18 protein-coding genes and 2 pseudogenes are annotated in these 17342 nt (G+C 50.5%); all 20 read left to right on the forward strand.

Features of this window, described 5'->3' with window-relative positions; genetic code table 11:
- Positions 1-193 precede the first annotated feature (193 nt).
- The 20 genes and pseudogenes from ACMGGS_RS11770 (at position 194) to ACMGGS_RS11865 (ending at position 17334) form a co-directional block, all read left to right on the forward strand.
- A complete protein-coding gene (locus ACMGGS_RS11770; protein ID WP_276163893.1) occupies positions 194-679 on the forward strand; it encodes an Hcp family type VI secretion system effector in 486 nt (161 codons plus the stop codon).
- Positions 680-745: 66 nt separating this feature from the next.
- Complete coding sequence (gene tssJ, locus ACMGGS_RS11775; protein WP_414162810.1) at positions 746-1279, forward strand: type VI secretion system lipoprotein TssJ; 534 nt, start codon at positions 746-748, stop codon at positions 1277-1279.
- A 3-nt stretch (positions 1280-1282) separates the two neighbouring features.
- Positions 1283-2626 carry a type VI secretion system baseplate subunit TssK gene (gene tssK / locus ACMGGS_RS11780; RefSeq protein ID WP_414162811.1) on the forward strand — a complete coding sequence of 448 codons (1344 nt, stop codon included), beginning with the start codon at positions 1283-1285 and terminating at the stop codon, positions 2624-2626.
- Positions 2623-3927 carry a type VI secretion system protein TssL, long form gene (gene tssL, locus ACMGGS_RS11785; protein WP_414162812.1) on the forward strand — a complete coding sequence of 435 codons (1305 nt, stop codon included), beginning with the start codon at positions 2623-2625 and terminating at the stop codon, positions 3925-3927. The genes tssK and tssL overlap by 4 nt, the downstream gene beginning before the upstream one ends.
- Positions 3928-3931: 4 nt before the next feature.
- Entirely contained in the window at positions 3932-4732 is an 801-nt protein-coding gene (locus ACMGGS_RS11790) for a Rap1a/Tai family immunity protein (protein ID WP_414162813.1), read from the forward strand.
- The gene (locus ACMGGS_RS11795) at positions 4732-5100 is read left to right on the forward strand and encodes a tlde1 domain-containing protein (RefSeq protein ID WP_414162814.1); all 369 of its coding nucleotides are present in this window, start codon (positions 4732-4734) and stop codon (positions 5098-5100) included. The genes ACMGGS_RS11790 and ACMGGS_RS11795 overlap by 1 nt, the downstream gene beginning before the upstream one ends.
- A 13-nt stretch (positions 5101-5113) precedes the next feature.
- The gene (locus tag ACMGGS_RS11800) at positions 5114-5545 is read left to right on the forward strand and encodes a Shiga toxin A subunit (RefSeq protein ID WP_414166253.1); all 432 of its coding nucleotides are present in this window, start codon (positions 5114-5116) and stop codon (positions 5543-5545) included.
- A 223-nt stretch (positions 5546-5768) separates the two neighbouring features.
- Complete coding sequence (gene icmF / locus ACMGGS_RS11805; RefSeq protein ID WP_414162815.1) at positions 5769-9638, forward strand: Type VI secretion protein IcmF; 3870 nt, start codon at positions 5769-5771, stop codon at positions 9636-9638.
- Positions 9638-10420 carry a TagF domain-containing protein gene (locus tag ACMGGS_RS11810; protein WP_414162816.1) on the forward strand — a complete coding sequence of 261 codons (783 nt, stop codon included), beginning with the start codon at positions 9638-9640 and terminating at the stop codon, positions 10418-10420. The genes icmF and ACMGGS_RS11810 overlap by 1 nt, the downstream gene beginning before the upstream one ends.
- 25 nt (positions 10421-10445) lie before the next feature.
- The gene (locus ACMGGS_RS11815; RefSeq protein ID WP_414162817.1) at positions 10446-10754 is read left to right on the forward strand and encodes a hypothetical protein; all 309 of its coding nucleotides are present in this window, start codon (positions 10446-10448) and stop codon (positions 10752-10754) included.
- Positions 10755-10901: 147 nt separating this feature from the next.
- On the forward strand, positions 10902-11360 hold the full coding sequence (locus tag ACMGGS_RS11820; RefSeq protein WP_414162818.1) for a hypothetical protein: 459 nt from the start codon (positions 10902-10904) through the stop codon (positions 11358-11360).
- Positions 11361-11368: 8 nt separating this feature from the next.
- Positions 11369-11500 (forward strand): annotated as a pseudogene (locus ACMGGS_RS11825) (hypothetical protein); the annotation flags it as partial.
- An 11-nt stretch (positions 11501-11511) separates the two neighbouring features.
- A complete protein-coding gene (locus ACMGGS_RS11830) occupies positions 11512-11982 on the forward strand; it encodes a glucosaminidase domain-containing protein (RefSeq protein WP_414162819.1) in 471 nt (156 codons plus the stop codon).
- Positions 11983-12071: 89 nt separating this feature from the next.
- Positions 12072-12428, forward strand: coding sequence for a hypothetical protein (locus ACMGGS_RS11835; protein WP_414166254.1), 357 nt, complete (start codon positions 12072-12074; stop codon positions 12426-12428).
- A gap of 8 nt (positions 12429-12436) precedes the next feature.
- Positions 12437-12565 (forward strand): annotated as a pseudogene (locus tag ACMGGS_RS11840) (hypothetical protein); the annotation flags it as partial.
- A 14-nt stretch (positions 12566-12579) separates the two neighbouring features.
- Positions 12580-13050 carry a glucosaminidase domain-containing protein gene (locus ACMGGS_RS11845; RefSeq protein WP_414162820.1) on the forward strand — a complete coding sequence of 157 codons (471 nt, stop codon included), beginning with the start codon at positions 12580-12582 and terminating at the stop codon, positions 13048-13050.
- Positions 13035-13508: a hypothetical protein gene (locus ACMGGS_RS11850; RefSeq protein ID WP_414162821.1), complete on the forward strand. Its 474-nt coding sequence runs from the start codon at positions 13035-13037 to the stop codon at positions 13506-13508. The genes ACMGGS_RS11845 and ACMGGS_RS11850 overlap by 16 nt, the downstream gene beginning before the upstream one ends.
- A gap of 102 nt (positions 13509-13610) precedes the next feature.
- Positions 13611-14459, forward strand: coding sequence for a hypothetical protein (locus ACMGGS_RS11855; protein WP_414162822.1), 849 nt, complete (start codon positions 13611-13613; stop codon positions 14457-14459).
- A 426-nt stretch (positions 14460-14885) separates the two neighbouring features.
- On the forward strand, positions 14886-16829 hold the full coding sequence (locus ACMGGS_RS11860) for a type VI secretion system Vgr family protein (protein ID WP_414162823.1): 1944 nt from the start codon (positions 14886-14888) through the stop codon (positions 16827-16829).
- Between the two features lie 49 nt (positions 16830-16878).
- On the forward strand, positions 16879-17334 hold the full coding sequence (locus ACMGGS_RS11865; protein WP_414162824.1) for a DcrB-related protein: 456 nt from the start codon (positions 16879-16881) through the stop codon (positions 17332-17334).
- The last annotated feature ends 8 nt before the right edge of the window (positions 17335-17342 follow it).

Here is a 17342-nt window from a genome sequence, read left to right on the forward strand (position 1 = left end):
TTTATTATTAATTTGTTAGGGTGTTTTTATTTAATAACTAAATGATTCATCGGTTAACACCGAGAAAACAGACAGCTTTCTGTTCTCCTGAAATAAAGGGGAAGGGGATTCTGTACGGCAACGATTTATTAACATGTATCTATGTAAGTAAATCAGAGATTATTTTTTAGCAAAACTTAATAAGGATATGAAAATGGCTTATGACATTTTTCTGAAAATTGACGGCATTGAAGGCGAGTCGATGGATGACAAGCACAAAAATGAAATTGAGGTACTGAGCTGGCGCTGGAATATCCATCAGGAATCCACCATGCACGCCGGTAGCGGCCTCGGTTCCGGTAAGGTGTCCGTCACCAATCTTGACTTTGATCACTACATCGACCGTGCCAGCCCGAACCTGTTCAAGTACTGCGCCTCCGGCAAGCATATTCCTCAGGCGATCCTCGTGATGCGTAAAGCTGGCGGCAACCCGCTGGAGTACCTCAAATATACCTTCACCGACCTGATTGTCGCAGTGGTTTCCCCGAGTGGCAGCCACGATGGTGAAATCGCCTCCCGTGAAACGGTGGAGCTTTCTTTCAGCACCGTGAAACAGGAATACGTGGTACAGAACCAGCAAGGTGGCAGCGGCGGTACCATTACCGCAGGTTACGACTTCAAGGCCAACAAAGAAATTTAACGACCGTATCGCCGGCCAGACGACATGTCTGGTCGGTTTTATTTATTGATTTTTAAGGAATTTACAGTGAATAAATGGCGTAACCCCGGCGGGCGGTTATGTGCGGTAGCTATGCCTTTTGCTCTGATCCTGTTTTCCGGGTGCGGCAGCAACAACGAGCAACCTGATCCTGAAACGCAGCGACTCGACCTGAGCGTGAAAGCCTCCGATAAGGTAAATCCTGACAATCAGAAGAAGGCCGCGCCTGTAGAGATACGTGTTTATGAACTGAAAAATGATGCCGCTTTCATTGCTGCCGATTACTGGTCGCTCAATGACAATGACAAAGCTGTCCTCACCGACGATTTGCTGCACCGCGACAGCTTTATTTTGCGCCCGGGTGAGGAGAAAAAGCTGCGTCGTCCTCTTAATGCCCAGACCACGGCAATAGGTGTGCTGGCCGGATACCGCAATCTGGGAAAGTCCGTCTGGAGAGCCACGTATAAAATTCCGGAAGCCCCGGAAAAAACCTGGTATAGCCGCATTACGCCAGGGAAAAAAATACAACTGGATGCGGAGCTGGAACAAAGCGCCATTGTGATTACTGAAAGGGATGAATGAATTATGAGCTGGAATGATCGGGTGGTATGGAGTGAGGGGCAATTTTTGCTGCCGCAGATGTTTCAGCAGCAGGAGCGTTACCTGGAACATGTCATTCATTACCGCAGCCTGCCGCTGACTCCCTTTTTCTGGGGATTCAGCGAATACAGTATTGATGGCGAGGCGCTGAACATCGGTAAGCTGATTCTGAAAGAAGCGTCGGGCGTTTTTGCCGACGGCACACCGTTTAACGCGCCAGATCATACTCCACTACCGCCGCCGCTGACCATTCTTCCGGAGCATCTCAACCAGCAAATCTGCCTTGCTGTGCCGGTACGCACGCCGAACAGCGAAGAAACCAGCTTTGATAACAACCCGGAATCACTGGCGCGTTTTTCGGTGCATGAACACGAAATCCGTGACGCTAACTCGCTGGGACGTGGCGCGCAGTTACTACAGCTCAGCCATCTGCGGCTGCGATTGCTGCCGGAAAAGGCGGTGACAGGCGCCTGGATTGGTTTGCCGTTGACCCGTATCACCGGGCTGAATCCTGACGGGCGGGTGGATATCGACCACGATATGATCCCGCCCATCATTCATTACCAAGCCAGTCCGCTGATGCGAACTTGGCTGTCGTGGATTAACGATCTGATCCGGATGCGTGCTGATTCCCTGGCGGAACGGCTGACGGGCAGTGACAACCATGGCCACGAAGCGGCGGAAGTTTCTGATTATTTGCTGCTGCAAATTCTCAACCGTTTTGAACCGCTGCTGATCCATCTGGCGAGAACGCCTCTGGCCCCGGAGGTATTGTATCGTTACCTGTGCGAGCTGGCAGGAGAGCTGTCCACTTATGTGCGTCCGCAGACGCGGCGGCCCGCCGAATATAAAGAGTATGAACACCTGACACCGTATGCCGGTTTGAAATCGGTGGTTGATGAGGTGCAGTACCTGCTAAACGCAGTGCTAATCCGTGGAGCGCAACGTATCACGCTGGAAGAGGGCACTTACGGCATTCTGAATGCGGTAGTAGCCCCTTCCGATCTTGCCGACTTCAGCACGCTGGTGCTGGCAGTGAAGGCGCAAATGGCTTCCGATGTGCTGCTGCAACATTTTGCGGCGCAGACCAAAATTGGGCCATCCGAACGCCTGCCGGAGCTGATCCGTTCGCATCTGCCGGGGCTGGCCTTACAGGTTCTGCCCGTACCACCGCGCCAGATCCCGTTCCAGTCCGGATACCTCTATTACGATATCCGTCGCGACGGAGCGCTGTGGGAGCATATCGCCCGTTACGGTGGGATGGCCATGCATACCGCCGGGGAATTTCCGGGACTGGAGATAGAATTGTGGGGAGTGCGCGATAAATGACAGACAGTACCCTGACGCCGCCAGCGGCGGATATGATGTCCTTTTTGTCCACCACGACGGAACATAAGGACAGTGAATATGAAACGCCGGTACAAACCAGCCCGCGCACAGAAATCAATATCATCGTTGAAGACGGCCCGGACAGTAAACTCCGGCTGGCCGAAATCAGCGCGGCGGCTAACCCGTTGCTCGCCGCTGCCCGGCCTTTACTGTGTGCTCTGGCAGCCATGCCCACTACACTGGATGCGGCTCTGGTAGAACCATACCGGACTCTGCTGGTACGTGAGGTGCATCTGTACCAGACGCTGTGCGATCAGGCGAACCTGCGGCGCGAGCACGTACTGGCGGTACGTTACTGCCTGTGTACAGCGCTTGATGAGGCCGCCAATAACACATCCTGGGGACGGCGGGGCGTCTGGGCCGGAAAAAGCCTGCTGGTAACCTTTCATGGTGAAAGCGAAGGCGGGATAAAACTTTTCCAGATAATCGGGCGTCTGGCAGCCAGCTTCCAGGAACATGGCGATGTGCTGGAAGTTATCTACCACTTGCTCGGGCTGGGGTTTGAAGGCCGTTACAGCGTACAGCCTGACGGGCGTAAACAGCTGGATAATATTCGTCAGCAACTGCTGACACAGCTTTCACAGCGTCGCGATCCGGTAATGCCCGCGCTCTCGCCTGATTTTCAGGGGGCAATAAACGGACGATTGCGGCGAATGCGCCGGGTGCCGGTCTGGTTAAGCGCCGGTATTGCGCTGTTGACGATACTTACGCTTTTTGGTCTTTATAGTCACCGGGTGGACGTGCAAACCGTCACTGTACAACATCATATTGACGCAATTGGTAAAAACCTGCCGCCACCGCCAGTCCCGGTTCACAAACTACGCCTGAAGATCCTGCTGGCAAACGAAATAGCCCGTGGTCTGCTAACTGTGGATGAGGATGACCGTCATAGCAGGGTAGTGTTCCGCGGCGACGCAATGTTTGTACCGGGACAGAAAACGGTCAATGACACTATTCGCCCGGTGATTAATAAAGCGGCTCGTGAAATCGCTCGAGTGGGTGGCGCAGTCACTGTAACAGGTCACACGGACAGCCAGCCTATTCATTCGGCGGAGTTCCCGTCCAATCAGGTTCTATCGGAAAAACGTGCAGCGGAAGTTGCAGCGTTACTGACGTCCGGTGGTGTACCTGTCGGACGGGTACATATCGTCGGGAAGGGAGACACGGTGCCGGTGGCGGATAATGGCAGCAAAGCCGGGCGGGCGAAAAATCGCCGGGTGGAAATTCTGGTGGTGGAGTGAATGAATGATGAAAAAATCAGTCCGTGGTACGTCTCATCGTTCGTCAGCAGGTGATGTGACGGGTGACGATTACCGGATATCAGCGACATATCGCATAAAACGATCTCTCCGTGTTTTTTTGATCAGTTTATGCTGTTTATTACCCGGTGGTGCTTTTGCCGGATCCCTGATTAATACAGGAGTAATTTCTCCCGATAATGTCAACCTCAGTACACGGGATTTTCTGCGATTTTATGCCAGTGATAATTCACAGGAAAAAGACAATACACTGATATATATGTTGGGAGTGGCAGATGCTACAGAAGGTAAAAACTGGTGTGGATATGGTCAGGTTGACAGTATAACAATAAACCATACTGTGCTGGCTTGGCTTGAACGGTACTCTGTGAAAAAGCCAGATGTAAGAGCTTCAATACTAATAGAGGAAGCATTAGTCAAAAATTTCCCCTGTCAGGGGACTGAACCATCCGTAAAAATTGCTTCCCGGTCATCTCCCATTTTATCCCTGACACCGGATACCCTTAATCTTTCAGGCAATGACTTTTTTGAATTATGGGTGTCAGGTAATCAACTGGATAAACTCAGGGCGGGTATCTATCTGCTCGGCGTGGAAGATGCAACGGAGAAAAACCTATGGTGTGGATACGATTTATTTAAGACGTTAACATTAAATGAATTAGTCTATGTTTTTCTTAAAAATAAAACACATGAAGAACGGAATTATCGTGCGACTGAACTTATTGTGAATAAATTAATGGAGTATCCATGTGATACAGATTTTTTTAACAAAAAGGAGAGAGTGTAATGACCTGGGTATATAAAATTAATGCACATTCATTTTACTTAAATGGTACATATCAGTTCGACGCCAGATATTCTGGTAGACCAGGTTTTAAAAATGACTCTGCTAATGAGTGTGTATCAGGAAAGGGACCACTGCCAAGAGGTACATACACAATTGGACCTGCATTTTTTCATGTCAGAACAAGAGCATGGACTATGAGGCTCATGCCTTATCCGGAAAATCAAATGTGCGGGCGTGGCGCGTTCATGATACATGGAGAGAGTTCTGCCCATCCGGGAGAAGCTTCTGATGGCTGTATAATCCTGGATTTACTTTATCGTAAGATTATCGCTGCCAGTTCTGATAAAATATTAGTAGTAGAGGATTAATATGTTGAAGGTGATAGTCTACCTGTTGGCTGTTATTCCTGCAGCTTCTCATGCGCAAGATTATGGGTGTGCCACGGTTGGAGCATCAATGGAGTCATCGTTATTTGATGCAATGAAACGCGACCTGAATATCAATCCCTCAACTATTATAAAAGATAAAACGAAAGTAGAAATCCTTGATATTTCTTCTGTGTCTAAACTCTATGCAGAGTCCCTGGCTAAGATTGATTATGAAAAGGACAAAGCCAGAAATAAGACGGCAATGTTAGATGAAAGATCTTATTTTGCTAGTTACTATGAGAATCAAGTTAAGTCTATTGCGGCAAAGTATACCTATATTAACAATGATAGAAAAAAAGATGTTTTTATTGCATCAAGCCTTATGAATGCCGATGAGTGCTCTGTAAGATTTAATGGTTATATTACTTTATCCAGAGAGTTTTAATGTAAATTGAAATATTGCGCTCAAAGTTATTCAGGATATAGACCCAACAATAACAGTGCTCTTGCAGGATAATGGAAATAGAATGATGGTGCGGTATTTTCTTTCTACTCTGGTGATGGTTCAGGTTGCCATTTATTTTGTTTCTTTTTTTCCAAATCAGGAAAGCATTTTCAGCTTTTGGCCTTTTATTGTTGATGATTACAATGTGGAGTTCTGAACAATAATGCAAAAATTTCTCAGTCTGCTTTTTTCCCGGCGCGCGCTGGCTATTGTGGGCGTGATAGTGCTGGCGCTGCTTGTCTGGTTTGTCGGGCCGCTGGTGTCATTTGATACTCTGCGTCCTCTGGCCTCCGTGGGCAGCCGGGTGGTGACCATTGCTCTGCTGCTAATGCTGCTGGTGCTGTGGCTGGTGAACTGGTCGATGAGCATCATTGGCATCAGTATCCTGTGCCTGGTCATTGGCTTTGTCACACCGCTGCTAGCCCTGGGCGACGTTCATCCGTTTGCGCCGCTGTGGGTCCGCCTGACCCTGATTGGTTTCATCCTGCTGGTGTACGCACTGTACGGCCTGTACCGGCTGTGGCGCGCGCTGCGCATGGATGAACAACTGCTGCGCCGCTTCCTGCATCCGCGCGGGGAGGAGGTGCCGGTGGCCGGGGAAATCAAAGCCGATCTGCGCACTGTCAGCCATATTGTCACTCAGGCTGTGCGCCAACTGAAACAACTTCGTGTGGACATGCCCGGCTGGCGTAAAGTCTTTGAAGGCAAACGCTTTCTGTATGAGCTGCCGTGGTTCATGGTGGTTGGTAGCCCCGGCGACGGCAAAACCACGGCCCTGTTGAATACCGGATTGCAGTTCCCGTTGGCGGAACAGATGGAGCAGACCTCGCGCATCCTGACGGTCCCGGGGGGCGGTACGCTGCACTGTGACTGGTGGTTTACCAATGAAGCGGTACTGATTGATACCGCCGGACGCTATGCCCGCCACGATGACGGTGGTGAAGCAAGTGCGACGCAACGCAACGCCGGAGAGTGGCAGGGCTTTCTCGGCCTGCTGCGTAAACACCGTCCCGGCGCGCCGCTCAACGGCGTGATCCTGACGCTGAACGTGGCGGATTTGACGGCGCAGTCTCCGGCTGAACGCCTGGCAGCCTGCGCCGCTCTGCGTGCGCGACTGGCAGAACTGCGCGAGACCCTGGGGATTCGCTTTCCGGTCTATCTGGTGGTCACTAAAATGGATTTACTGCCGGGGTTCAGCGAATATTTTCGCACGCTGACCAGCCATCTTCGTGCACAAATCTGGGGCTTCACTCTGCCCTATAGCCGCAGGCGAAAAGCGGGCGATCCCCAGGCGCTGCACGCCGCCTGTGAACGGGAACTGGCGCGCCTGACATTGCGGTTGGATCAGGGGCTGGATACCCGCTTACAGGAAGAGTACGACCTTAAAAGCCGCCAGCGGCTGTATACTTTCCCGCGTGAGTTCTCCGCCCTTGGCGCGCCGTTGCTGGAGGCTATTGAACAAATTTTCCTGGATTCGAAATTCGATGCCACGCAACTGAATAACACGCTGCGGGGGGGGTTTTTCACCAGTGCTGCGCAGGCGCAGGCCGACGCGGTGGCTGACCAGTTAAGTATCTGGCAGCGTTTTGTCCGGGCAATAAAAACCGCCCGTGGCGACTCCGCAGCTTCCCGCCCACACACTCTGCCAGACGGCAACCGTAGCTTCTTTCTGCACGATCTGCTGACGCAGTTTATTTTCCGTGAAGCGCACCTGGTGGAGCCAAACCTTCAGTGGGCATGGCGTTATCGCTTACTGCGCCTTGGCGGACACCTGCTGGTGCTGGTGCTGGCATTCCTGCTGTGGCAGGGGATGCAGACCAGTCAGAAGATCAACGGTGACTATCTGAATGAAATTAGCGCCCGCACAACCCGGCTGGACAGCGAGATAAAAGCCTACACCGGCAAACCGGCGATGGCTCCCGTCCCGGTACTGCTGGACAGCGCAAGGGAACTGTCCGCCTGGCCGGAACTGGACCCGGACGCGCCGCCGCTGGCCTGGCGCTACGGTCTGTACAGTGTCCCACCGGTAACAGACAGCGTGGCATCGCTGTACAACCGCCTGCTGGATCAACTGTTATTACCGCCACTGGTGAAACGGATGGAGTACGTGCTGGAGGACGCCATCGCCCGTCAGGACAGCCAGGCGGCTTATGATGCCCTGCGCGTCTATCTGCTGCTGAATCTGGATAAAGATCATGAGGACAAATACAACGCGGCGGAAATCCAGTCGTGGGTGCTTAAGGACCTGGAAAACAACGACAGCGTGGCCGGGTTCGGCGGACGTGCTGCCGTACTGACGCATATCGAAGCGCTGTTTGACGGCAGCAGGGTGGTGCATTCGCCGTATGAAAAAGATGAACGGCTGATCCGCCAGGCACGGGCGTTCCTCGACGGCCACACCAGTACCGAGCGTATCTATACGCGGGCGTTGGCGGCAATGGAGAGCGAAGCGCCGCAGGAGTTTACGCTGGTGCGCGCCGTGGGCGCAGATGCGGGAACGGTCTTTGTGCGCACTAACGGAGCGCCGCTGGACAGGGGCGTGCCGGGTATCTTTACCCGTGAAGGCTACCGGGATCTGTTTGACAAGCGACTGCCGGAGTTTGTTGCGGCAGCGTCAGCGGACGATGACTGGGTAATGGGGCGGGAGAGCACGCCAAAAAAGCTGACTGACAGCCTGCGCAGCCAGATGCCGGGACAGGAACAGGCTGTCACCCGTGAAGTCCGCCGCCTGTACCTGACCGAATATACCCGCCGCTGGCAGGCATTTCTGGAAAGTATTCACAGCATCAACAGCGCCGGTGAAGAGGGCAGTTCCGGCCTGGCGTATGATTTACAGGTGTTACGCACCCTGGCATCGCCGGATTCGCCGCTGATGCGGCTGGGAAAAGCGGTGGTGGCGCAAACCACGCTGGTGCCGCCGCTGGATCCGCAGGTAAAACAGAAGCAACTGGCGCAGCGCGCGTCCGGTAACGCGGGGAAAGTGGTACAGACGGCGAAGCTTTTTCAGGATATTCACCCTGAAGAGCGGCTGGAAAAAACGCTGGTGGATGACCGTTTTGCTGCGTTACGTGAGGTGGTTTCCGGGCGAACGGACGGCGGACAGGGCGGCGGCGGAACGATGCAGATCAATTCGCTGCTGACGATGCTTAATGAGTATTACACCCAGCTTACCATTGCTGACACTGCGCTGGCGGCGAGCACGCTGCCGGGGCGCATTACCGCCGCAGACAAACTGCAACTGGAGGCGGCGAAACTGCCCGCGCCACTGAAAAACATTCTGCTGGATCTGACGCAGCAGGGAACCCGTAAAATTAACGCCGGAACCGGCGAAGTGTTAAATACCCAGATGGAGGCGATGATCGGCGACGACTGCCGCGACGCCATCGACGGGCGTTACCCGTTTACCGACAGTCCGCAGGAGGTCAGCGCTGAGGACTTCAACCGGATTTTTGCCACCGGCGGCGTACTGGATACCTTCTGGAGCAAACAACTGGCCCCGCTGGCAGACACCGCCAGCGATCCGTGGCGCTACAAACCGACCGAAGGCAATATGATATTGCAGGGGCCGGATCTGGTGCCGTTCCAGCAGGCGAAGCAGATCCGCAGTGTGTTTTTTAACGGTGAGGGCGGGAAAAAGTTCTCCTGGGCAATGCAGATTCGCGTGGTGGACATGGACCCGGCCATCACGGAACTGGTGATTGATATCGACGGCCAGGTATTGCGTTACGCCCACGGCCCGGTGAGACCGCTGAAGGTGAACTGGCCGGGGCCGCGCAATGGCTCAATGGCGGAAATCACCGCCAGCCCGCGTATTAGCCAGGACACCTCAACGCTGCTGACCGGCGGCCCGTGGGCGCTGTTTCATCTGCTGGATGCGGGAAAGGTACAGGAAACGGCGGTGCGGGGGCAGCAACTGGTGGAATATGATTTTGACGGTCGCCGGGTGGTGCTGGAAATCACCGCCGGACGGGATTTTGATCCGGTGAACCGGGAATTGTTACAGGACTTCAGTTGTCCGGCGAGGGCGCTGTGATGCGCCGGTCAGCGGCGGTATCAACACCTGCGATGTTCGGCAGGCTACCGGACCAGCGTGACTACGTGCGCTGGCGGGTAAGCGCCGAAGAGGGACGGATATGGCAGGCCTGGCTGAACCGGCAGACGTGGGTAGGCCACGGGCGGCATATTGTGCTGCCGGAAGGCCAGGTGGCAGATGAAGAGCGTGATGGCTGGATGCACCTGTCGCCGCGTGGTGAACATGACAAGCCCGCGCCGGAACACCATCCGCTGCCGTGGAGCTTTGTGATGTCGCCGGGGTTTTTGCCTGTGGGCGGGACAAATGACTGGCTGGCCGGCGTGCTGATGGCGTCACGCGACAGCGTCGGGCGTCCGTGGCCACTGGTGATTTACCAGCGCTGCGGACGGGAGTGGCTGGAAGAAAGTCTGCCGGAGATTCAGGGCTGGCTTTACTGGCTGGCGCGGCTGGCCGCGCAGCACATTTCGCCGGACACAATGCGACGCGGGAGACTGACAGAGCAGGTGGACCAGTTGTGGTCAATGTGGCAGCCGGGGCCGTGGTGGACGCAGTGGTTTCGTGGATTACGGCGTACATCGCAGCGCAGCCGGGAACTGACCGGCTTACCGGAAGAAGCGCCGGTGGTGGAACTGCCGGGCGTGCGTTACCTGCCGTGGCCGGGCTGGCCGGGCAAGACGCTGGTGCAGGCGCAACCGGGACAGGGATGGTTCTGGCAGCAAAACAGTGAAGGGCGGTATGTGGATGCGCTGCGGCTGGCGGGGAAAGAAGTCTACAGATTGTAAAGATAATGGAATAAGGAATTTAATAATGAGTATTTATGACTCGGCATGTAACAGTACAACGGCAGTCACTTTTATACAAAAACATCTTCGGGACTGTGAGACAATTGCCGGGCAACTTGATGTGCCGGTTGAAAATATACTGGGGCTTGCCGCAGCGGAAAGCGAATACGGTAAAGGACGTATTGCCCGAGAGTATAATAACTATTTTTCCATGCATGCACCTGCATCATATCAGTTAAAGCAGGTTCATCCAAAAGGGAGTACTACAACCTGGGTGGCCACATATCCTTCTTTTTTAGTCGGGGGGACAATCTTTTGCCAGTCGGTTTGGTAATGCAGTTAAAGGTAAAAAAGATCCTGTCGCTTTTGTCGAAGCACTGGTTAAAGCTGGCTATAATACCGGTAATAGCAAGACCGGTGGAACAGATCATTATGTGGATAAAGTTGTGGGTATTATTGGTATGGTGAAAAGGAGGATGACATGCCCTGTAAGATAGCATGTTTATTGTTTTGTTTACTAACACCAGTGATGTGCAGTGCCTGGGTAAATGTATCCGATATACCTGAATTTAATTTAACTAAAATAAACAAGGATGGTTTAACTAAAACAGAGGCAGAAGCTTTGCTTATTACTGCGTTAAAATATGAAGAGTACAATTTATCATTATCTGGTGTTTTTATTGATGATGATTTGAGTCCCGCAGACCCTTATTATTATGAAATGGGTGTCGGTTATGACACACCAAAAGCAGGTGCTGTAGAGTACTGGGGGTTATTTTCTGTCAGTCCGAAAACAGGTGATATTTGGGAAGAATATTCATGTGAGAGAATATCGTCCTCGGCGCTGCAAAAAATTCAACAAGAAATAATGAAAAAAACGGGCGCGACATTTGCCAGTGAAGTGGTACAGCGGCGGGGATTAGGGTGTACAGATGAATAGCGGGGCAGGTGGCAGTACCTGGTGTGCGTCACCAGCCGTGGCAGTGATGGTTCTGGCAGCACAACAGTGAAGGGCGATATGTGGATGCGTTGCGGCTGGCAGGGAATAATGAGCATGGCAGTTTTAAAAATAGCCGGTGAGAAATGACGAAATGGGTACTTATGATAAGGCGTGTAATAACGCAGGTGCGGTAAGGTTTGTTCAGGAGCACATACGGGATAGTGAAATAATTGCAAAAGAACTCGGTGTGCCAGTGGAGAATATACTCGGACTTGCTGCTGCGGAGAGTCAGTATGGCACAGGTCGTATTGCCAGAGAATATAATAACTACTTTTCCATGCACGGACCTGCGTCATTTCAGTCAGGTCAGGTCCATCCAAAGGGAAGTGCCAAAGTTTGGGTGGCTACGTACCCCTCTTTTTTAATCTGTGGTCGTTCTTTTGCCAGTCGATTTGGTAATTTAGTAAGAGGAAAAAAGGATGCTGTAGATTTCGTTAAGGCTCTTGTAAAAGCCGGGTTTAACTCAGGGGATCATAAAACAGGCGGCACTGATAATTACGTTAAAATAACGTCAGATATTATCATTATGGTCGGGAGGAGGATAATGTGTCCCGTAAGTTAATATTTGTTGTTATCTCTCTTGTATCTGCTCTTTGTTACGCCCAAAGTAATGCTCCTGAATTTAGTTTGTCAGATATAAGTCATGGTGGAATGACGAAAGCGCAGGCAGAAAAATTGCTTATTATTGCACTCAAACATCAAAAATATGATTTATCGCTGGACGGTGTTTTTGTTGACGGTGATTTGCAGGATAAACACGGAAACCCTCCCCATTCGGGATATTATGACTTTAGCCTTGGCTATGATACGCCGAATGCCGGGGCGATAGAATATTGGGGGTTGTTTTCGGTCAGTTCTCAAACTGGTGATATATGGGAAATAAATCAGTGTCAAAGGATTAAATTTCCTGAGTTACAAAGAATTCAACGAGAAATAATGAAAAAAACGGGCGCGACATTTGCCAGTGAAGTGGTACAGCGCCGGGGGCTGGGGTGTACAGATGAATAGCAGGGCAGGTGGCAGTACCAGGTGTGCGTCACCAGTCGTGGCAGGGATGGTTCTGGCAGCAGAATAGTGAAGGGCGGTATGTGGATGCGCTGCGGCTGGCAGGGAGTAACTGGCATGGCGGTTTTAAAAATATCTAATAAGGAATGAATAAATGGGTACTTATGATAAAGCGTGTAATAACACAGAGGCGGTAAGGTTTATTCAAAAATATAAGAATGATTGCGAGATGATTGCTAATCAACTTGAAGTGCCAGTGGAGTTTATACTGGCGGTTGCAGCAAAGGAAAGTCGTTATGGACAGGGAAGAATTGCAACTGAATATAATAATTTTTTTTCAATGCATGGTCCGGCACCATTGCAACTGAGTAAAGTTCATCCTCAGGGAAGTAATGACGTATGGGTCGCTACCTATACGTCTTTTTTGAATTGCGCGAAATCATTCGCCATCAGGTTTGGCAGTGCAGTCAGAAAAATAAAGGACCCTAAAGAATTTGCAAAGGCATTGATTGATTCACGATTTAATTCAGGTAAAACTAGTAATGGAGGGCATACCGGATATGCCAGTGAACTGGTGACGATGATTAGTATGGTTAAGCGGAGAATGGCATGTTCAGTAAAATAGTGTCATTACTTTTGTTTGCTATTTTATCCGTGAACAGTTATGCCGAGGTTCTTGTATCAAACATCCCCATGTTTGATTTGACTGACTTAAATCAGGAAGGTCTTACTGAGACACAGGCTCAGGCATTATTAGTTTTATCATTAAAAAATGAAAAGTATAATATTACGTTGCCCGGTGTTTTTATGGATGAGGCATTAAAAAATGATCAGAATAAGCCATTTCATTCTGGATATTATAGCTTTGGTGTAGGCTATGATTCTCCTTCTGCCAGCGCCACGGATATCTGGGGGCTATTTTCTGTCAGTCCGAAAACAGGTGATATCTGGGAGGAATATTCATGTGAGAGAATATCATTCCCGGCGCTGCAAAAAATACAACAGGAAATAATGGAAAAAACTGGCGCGACATTTGCCAGTGAAGCGGTACAGCGGCGGGGGTTAGGGTGTACAGATGAATAACGGGGCAGGTGGTGTTTCGGATAAGACACTGGCGCTGGCAGCAGGATAGAGAAATAAAGTATAAGTATGCGCTTCAGCTTAAGGGAAATAGAAGGGGGAATAGTGAAAAATGCGAAAAATTTATGGCAGATAGCAATGAGTTCGAAAGAGGAAAATAAATTCTCTGCTATTTGTAAGCCAGAAGATAATTTGTTGTTAAATGGTGTGTTTTTATGGGTTGAAACCACAGGTGCAGGTCATGCTTTTGTCTCTGTACATATGAATAATTCTGTTTATCTGTACACTTACGGGCGGTATGGAAGGACTGGCTCCAGCGCGACTGTCGGAGATGGTATTTTAAACTTTTTTGAAAATGAGGATGCCCGATCTTATTATCGTTTTGAGCTATATCAGATGGAAGCGCATGTGTTTAAAATAAATGATGCTAATCCGATATTGGTCCGTGAGTTTTTTGAAAAATTGTGGAATGCAGCAAAACCACCTATCCCGACAAAATCAATGACAGACAGGGTAAAGTTACGGGGACGAACAATTGATGTTTATGATGTGACAGGAAATAATTGCACGACACACTCAGTTGAAGGGATTAAATATTCTGGCTCAAAAATATTTGAGACTACTTATGTATTACCTGTCACTCCATTGCCTTCCGGCACATTGTTACAGGCACAGCCACTTGTCGATACGGAAATAGATTTTACGATCCCTTATTCATTGCAACGATATCTTGTTGAAAAAAATTCCGATTTTTCATCAATGCTGGTGATAGATATGACAAGTGAGTTCAAACAACAGTATCATAATATCGACGATAAAGCTCCGGCAGCACAAGGGTCAGGTACCACGACTCTGAAATTAATTACGGAAAGTTCGGCTTTATCCGGCTTGGAATCGCCTTATTCCGGTGCTACGTTTGGCGGTTCACTGGGGAGTTCATATAGTGAAAAATAAATTCTGGCTGCGCTGGACCATTATTTTTCTTATAGTTATTATTTATTATGTTGTCATTTTTTATTTCAATATTATATTTGTAGTGAATTACTCGGAAACGATGAGTATGGGAGGTGATTTCACTTCGTCTCAGTGTGTCTGGTTTGCACAGCAATTATTGTCGGATCATAACCGTGTGGCAATTGTTTCATTTGTGGGGTTTCCAATTTGCTTGCTACTTATTTTGCTAACTTCCAAAAAAATAAGATAAACGTTGTGTTTTATATTTTTTGACGTTTAAGAGATGTTTCACACTGGCTTTAAATATTCGTTACAACTGGAGTGTTATTTACCGACAGCCAGATACTACGCTTAAATTTGGTATTAAAGGAGCGAACACCATGATTTTTATATCCACGGGCAACACGTCCGCTACGGGAGGGCATCATGCATAACGTCACCGTCAGCGGCAGCGCCGTGCCGCCGCAGATGTTGTTGTTTGCCAGTCTGAACGGCTCGGAAGCCCTCGGCAGCCTGTTTACCTATATCGTCCAGTTAAAGACGCCGGACAGCCTGAACATAGGTTACGTCTCCCCTGCGGCCAATCTGCCGCTCAAACCGATGGTGGGTAAAGACCTGTGCGTCAGCATTGAACTGGACGGTGGCGGTAAACGGCATATCAGCGGACTGGTCACGGCGGCGCGGGTGGTGGGGCATGAAGGGCGCTCTGTCACCTATGAACTGCGCATGGAGCCGTGGCTGAAACTGCTGACCCACACCAGTGATTACAAGGCATTTCAGAACAAAACGGTGGTGGACATTCTCGATGAAGTGCTGGGCGAATACCCGTACCCGGTGGAAAAGCGGCTGATGGAAAACTACCCGGTGCGCGCCTGGCAGGTGCAATATGGCGAGACCGATTTTGATTTCCTCCAGCGGCTGATGCAGGAGTGGGGCATTTACTGGTGGTTTGAACACAGTGAGGACAGCCACACGCTGGTGCTGGCGGACGCCATCAGTGTTCATAAGACGTGTCCTGACTCACCGATGTTGGAGTGGCATCAGGGAGGGCTGAAGCTGGACAAGGAGTTTATCCATACCATCACAGCAAAAGAAAGCCTCCGCACCGGGCAATGGGTGCTGGATGACTTCGACTTCACAAAGCCACGTTCAGTGCTGACGAACACCGTGGCAGAACCACGTGAAACGGGCCACGCCGACTATGAGCACTACGAGTGGCCGGGCGATTATTTCGACAAGGGTGAAGGTGAAATGCTGACGCGCATCCGTATGGAGGCGCAGCGCAGTCCCGGTAGCCGGGTTCATGGTGCCGGGAATATCCGCACGCTGATGACAGGCTATGCTTTCACGTTGACAAATCATCCGACGGCAGAACTCAACCAGGAATACCTGCTGGTCCAGACCACGCTGTTTGTGCAGGACAACGCGCAGCACAGCGGGCAGGACCAGCACTTTACCTTTTCCACCAGTTTTGAACTGCACCCGACCAGCGAAGTCTATCGCCCGCAGCGAACCATCAGCAAACCGCACACCAAAGGCCCGCAGAGCGCCATTGTCACCGGCCCGGCGGGGCAGGAAATCTGGACGGACCAGTACGGGCGGGTAAAGGTACAGTTTGGCTGGGACCGTTACGGCAAGCGGGATGAAAACAGCTCCTGCTGGATACGTGTCAGCTACCCGTGGGCGGGCAAAGGCTTCGGGATGATCCAGATCCCGCGTATCGGCCAGGAAGTGCTGGTGGACTTCAAAAACGGCGATCCGGATCTGCCGATCATCGTGGGGCGCACCTACAACCAGGACACCATGCCGCCGTGGGGACTGCCGGGATCGGCGACACAGAGCGGGATATACAGCCACACTATCGGCGGCGGGCCGACCAATGCCAACGCCCTGCGTTTTGAAGATAAACCTGGTGGTGAAGAGGTCTGGTTACATGCTGAAAAAGATCAGCGTATTGAAGTCAATAATAATGAAAGTCACTGGGTAGGAAATAATCGAACTAAGGTAGTTGATAAAACAGAAAAAGCGATTATTGGCCTTGAGCGTTACCTTACAGTTCAGAGCAACGATACATCCCTTGCGGGGGGAGATAAAACTATTCAGACTGTGCAAAATTTGTGTCTGATGGCTGGTGACTCAATAACGCTGGGTTGCGGTGATACAATATTAAGAATGAACAGTAGTGGTTCGATCCTTGTGACATGTAAAACATTTAATATTACTGCTACAGATAGCGGGCAAATTAATACCCAGACAGGACAACTGGACTTGAATATGGGTGACAGAACTGCGGCAATAGCTCCACCTACAACAGCTGCAAAAACGGCTATGCAATTAGCTGTGGATGTGACATTCATGTCAAAAAAATAATGATTTCTGAGTTTTGATAATGGAATTAATATAAAGGGATTACATCGTTATGACAAGTTATTATATCAATGAGGCTATTCTCTGGTTTTCTGGTGATGTTATTCAGGATAGCACTATTAATATGTTAAGACTAAGCGACCCTGATGCGGCGCTTATTGTTAGTCGTGGGCAGATGCATATTGAGGATGAGTTATCTGCTCAGGTTGAACAGCAAATGAAAAAATTAGAGAAGCAGGTTAAGGATCTGCGTTATACGCCAGCGAAGAAAGTTCTGCTGGGTATTAACCAACAGACTGAAGGGCTTGAAATACATAGTCAGTTCCTTCGAGGATATGAAAGTGTCTGCCAATGCCAGGTGGCATTCGTATTACCAGGTAGCCGTATCATGATGGCTGTGACATACGCCCGTGCAGCGGCGCTGACGGATATCGATATTGCGCGTTGGGAGGAGATCAAAAAGAACCTGCGTTTCAGAATGACCCCGGACACCAACATAGTGGAATAACAGAACAG

Origin of the sequence: Superficieibacter sp. BNK-5, assembly GCF_047456055.1 — a bacterium.
In the GTDB taxonomy this organism is placed as follows: domain Bacteria; phylum Pseudomonadota; class Gammaproteobacteria; order Enterobacterales; family Enterobacteriaceae; genus Superficieibacter.

Excerpts from the sequence above, each read along its gene's own strand:
- ACMGGS_RS11860 (WP_414162823.1), top strand. The coding sequence starts at position 14,886 with ATGCATAACGTCACCGTCAGCGGCAGCGCCGTGCCGCCGCAGATGTTG.
- ACMGGS_RS11790 (WP_414162813.1), top strand. The coding sequence starts at position 3,932 with ATGATGAAAAAATCAGTCCGTGGTACGTCTCATCGTTCGTCAGCAGGT.
- ACMGGS_RS11815 (WP_414162817.1), top strand. The coding sequence starts at position 10,446 with ATGAGTATTTATGACTCGGCATGTAACAGTACAACGGCAGTCACTTTT.
- ACMGGS_RS11810 (WP_414162816.1), top strand. The coding sequence starts at position 9,638 with ATGCGCCGGTCAGCGGCGGTATCAACACCTGCGATGTTCGGCAGGCTA.
- ACMGGS_RS11830 (WP_414162819.1), top strand. The coding sequence starts at position 11,512 with ATGGGTACTTATGATAAGGCGTGTAATAACGCAGGTGCGGTAAGGTTT.
- ACMGGS_RS11820 (WP_414162818.1), top strand. The coding sequence starts at position 10,902 with ATGCCCTGTAAGATAGCATGTTTATTGTTTTGTTTACTAACACCAGTG.
- ACMGGS_RS11845 (WP_414162820.1), top strand. The coding sequence starts at position 12,580 with ATGGGTACTTATGATAAAGCGTGTAATAACACAGAGGCGGTAAGGTTT.
- ACMGGS_RS11795 (WP_414162814.1), top strand. The coding sequence starts at position 4,732 with ATGACCTGGGTATATAAAATTAATGCACATTCATTTTACTTAAATGGT.
- ACMGGS_RS11850 (WP_414162821.1), top strand. The coding sequence starts at position 13,035 with ATGTTCAGTAAAATAGTGTCATTACTTTTGTTTGCTATTTTATCCGTG.
- icmF (WP_414162815.1), top strand. The coding sequence starts at position 5,769 with ATGCAAAAATTTCTCAGTCTGCTTTTTTCCCGGCGCGCGCTGGCTATT.
- tssL (WP_414162812.1), top strand. The coding sequence starts at position 2,623 with ATGACAGACAGTACCCTGACGCCGCCAGCGGCGGATATGATGTCCTTT.
- ACMGGS_RS11835 (WP_414166254.1), top strand. The coding sequence starts at position 12,072 with ATGACGAAAGCGCAGGCAGAAAAATTGCTTATTATTGCACTCAAACAT.
- ACMGGS_RS11865 (WP_414162824.1), top strand. The coding sequence starts at position 16,879 with ATGACAAGTTATTATATCAATGAGGCTATTCTCTGGTTTTCTGGTGAT.
- tssK (WP_414162811.1), top strand. The coding sequence starts at position 1,283 with ATGAGCTGGAATGATCGGGTGGTATGGAGTGAGGGGCAATTTTTGCTG.
- ACMGGS_RS11770 (WP_276163893.1), top strand. The coding sequence starts at position 194 with ATGGCTTATGACATTTTTCTGAAAATTGACGGCATTGAAGGCGAGTCG.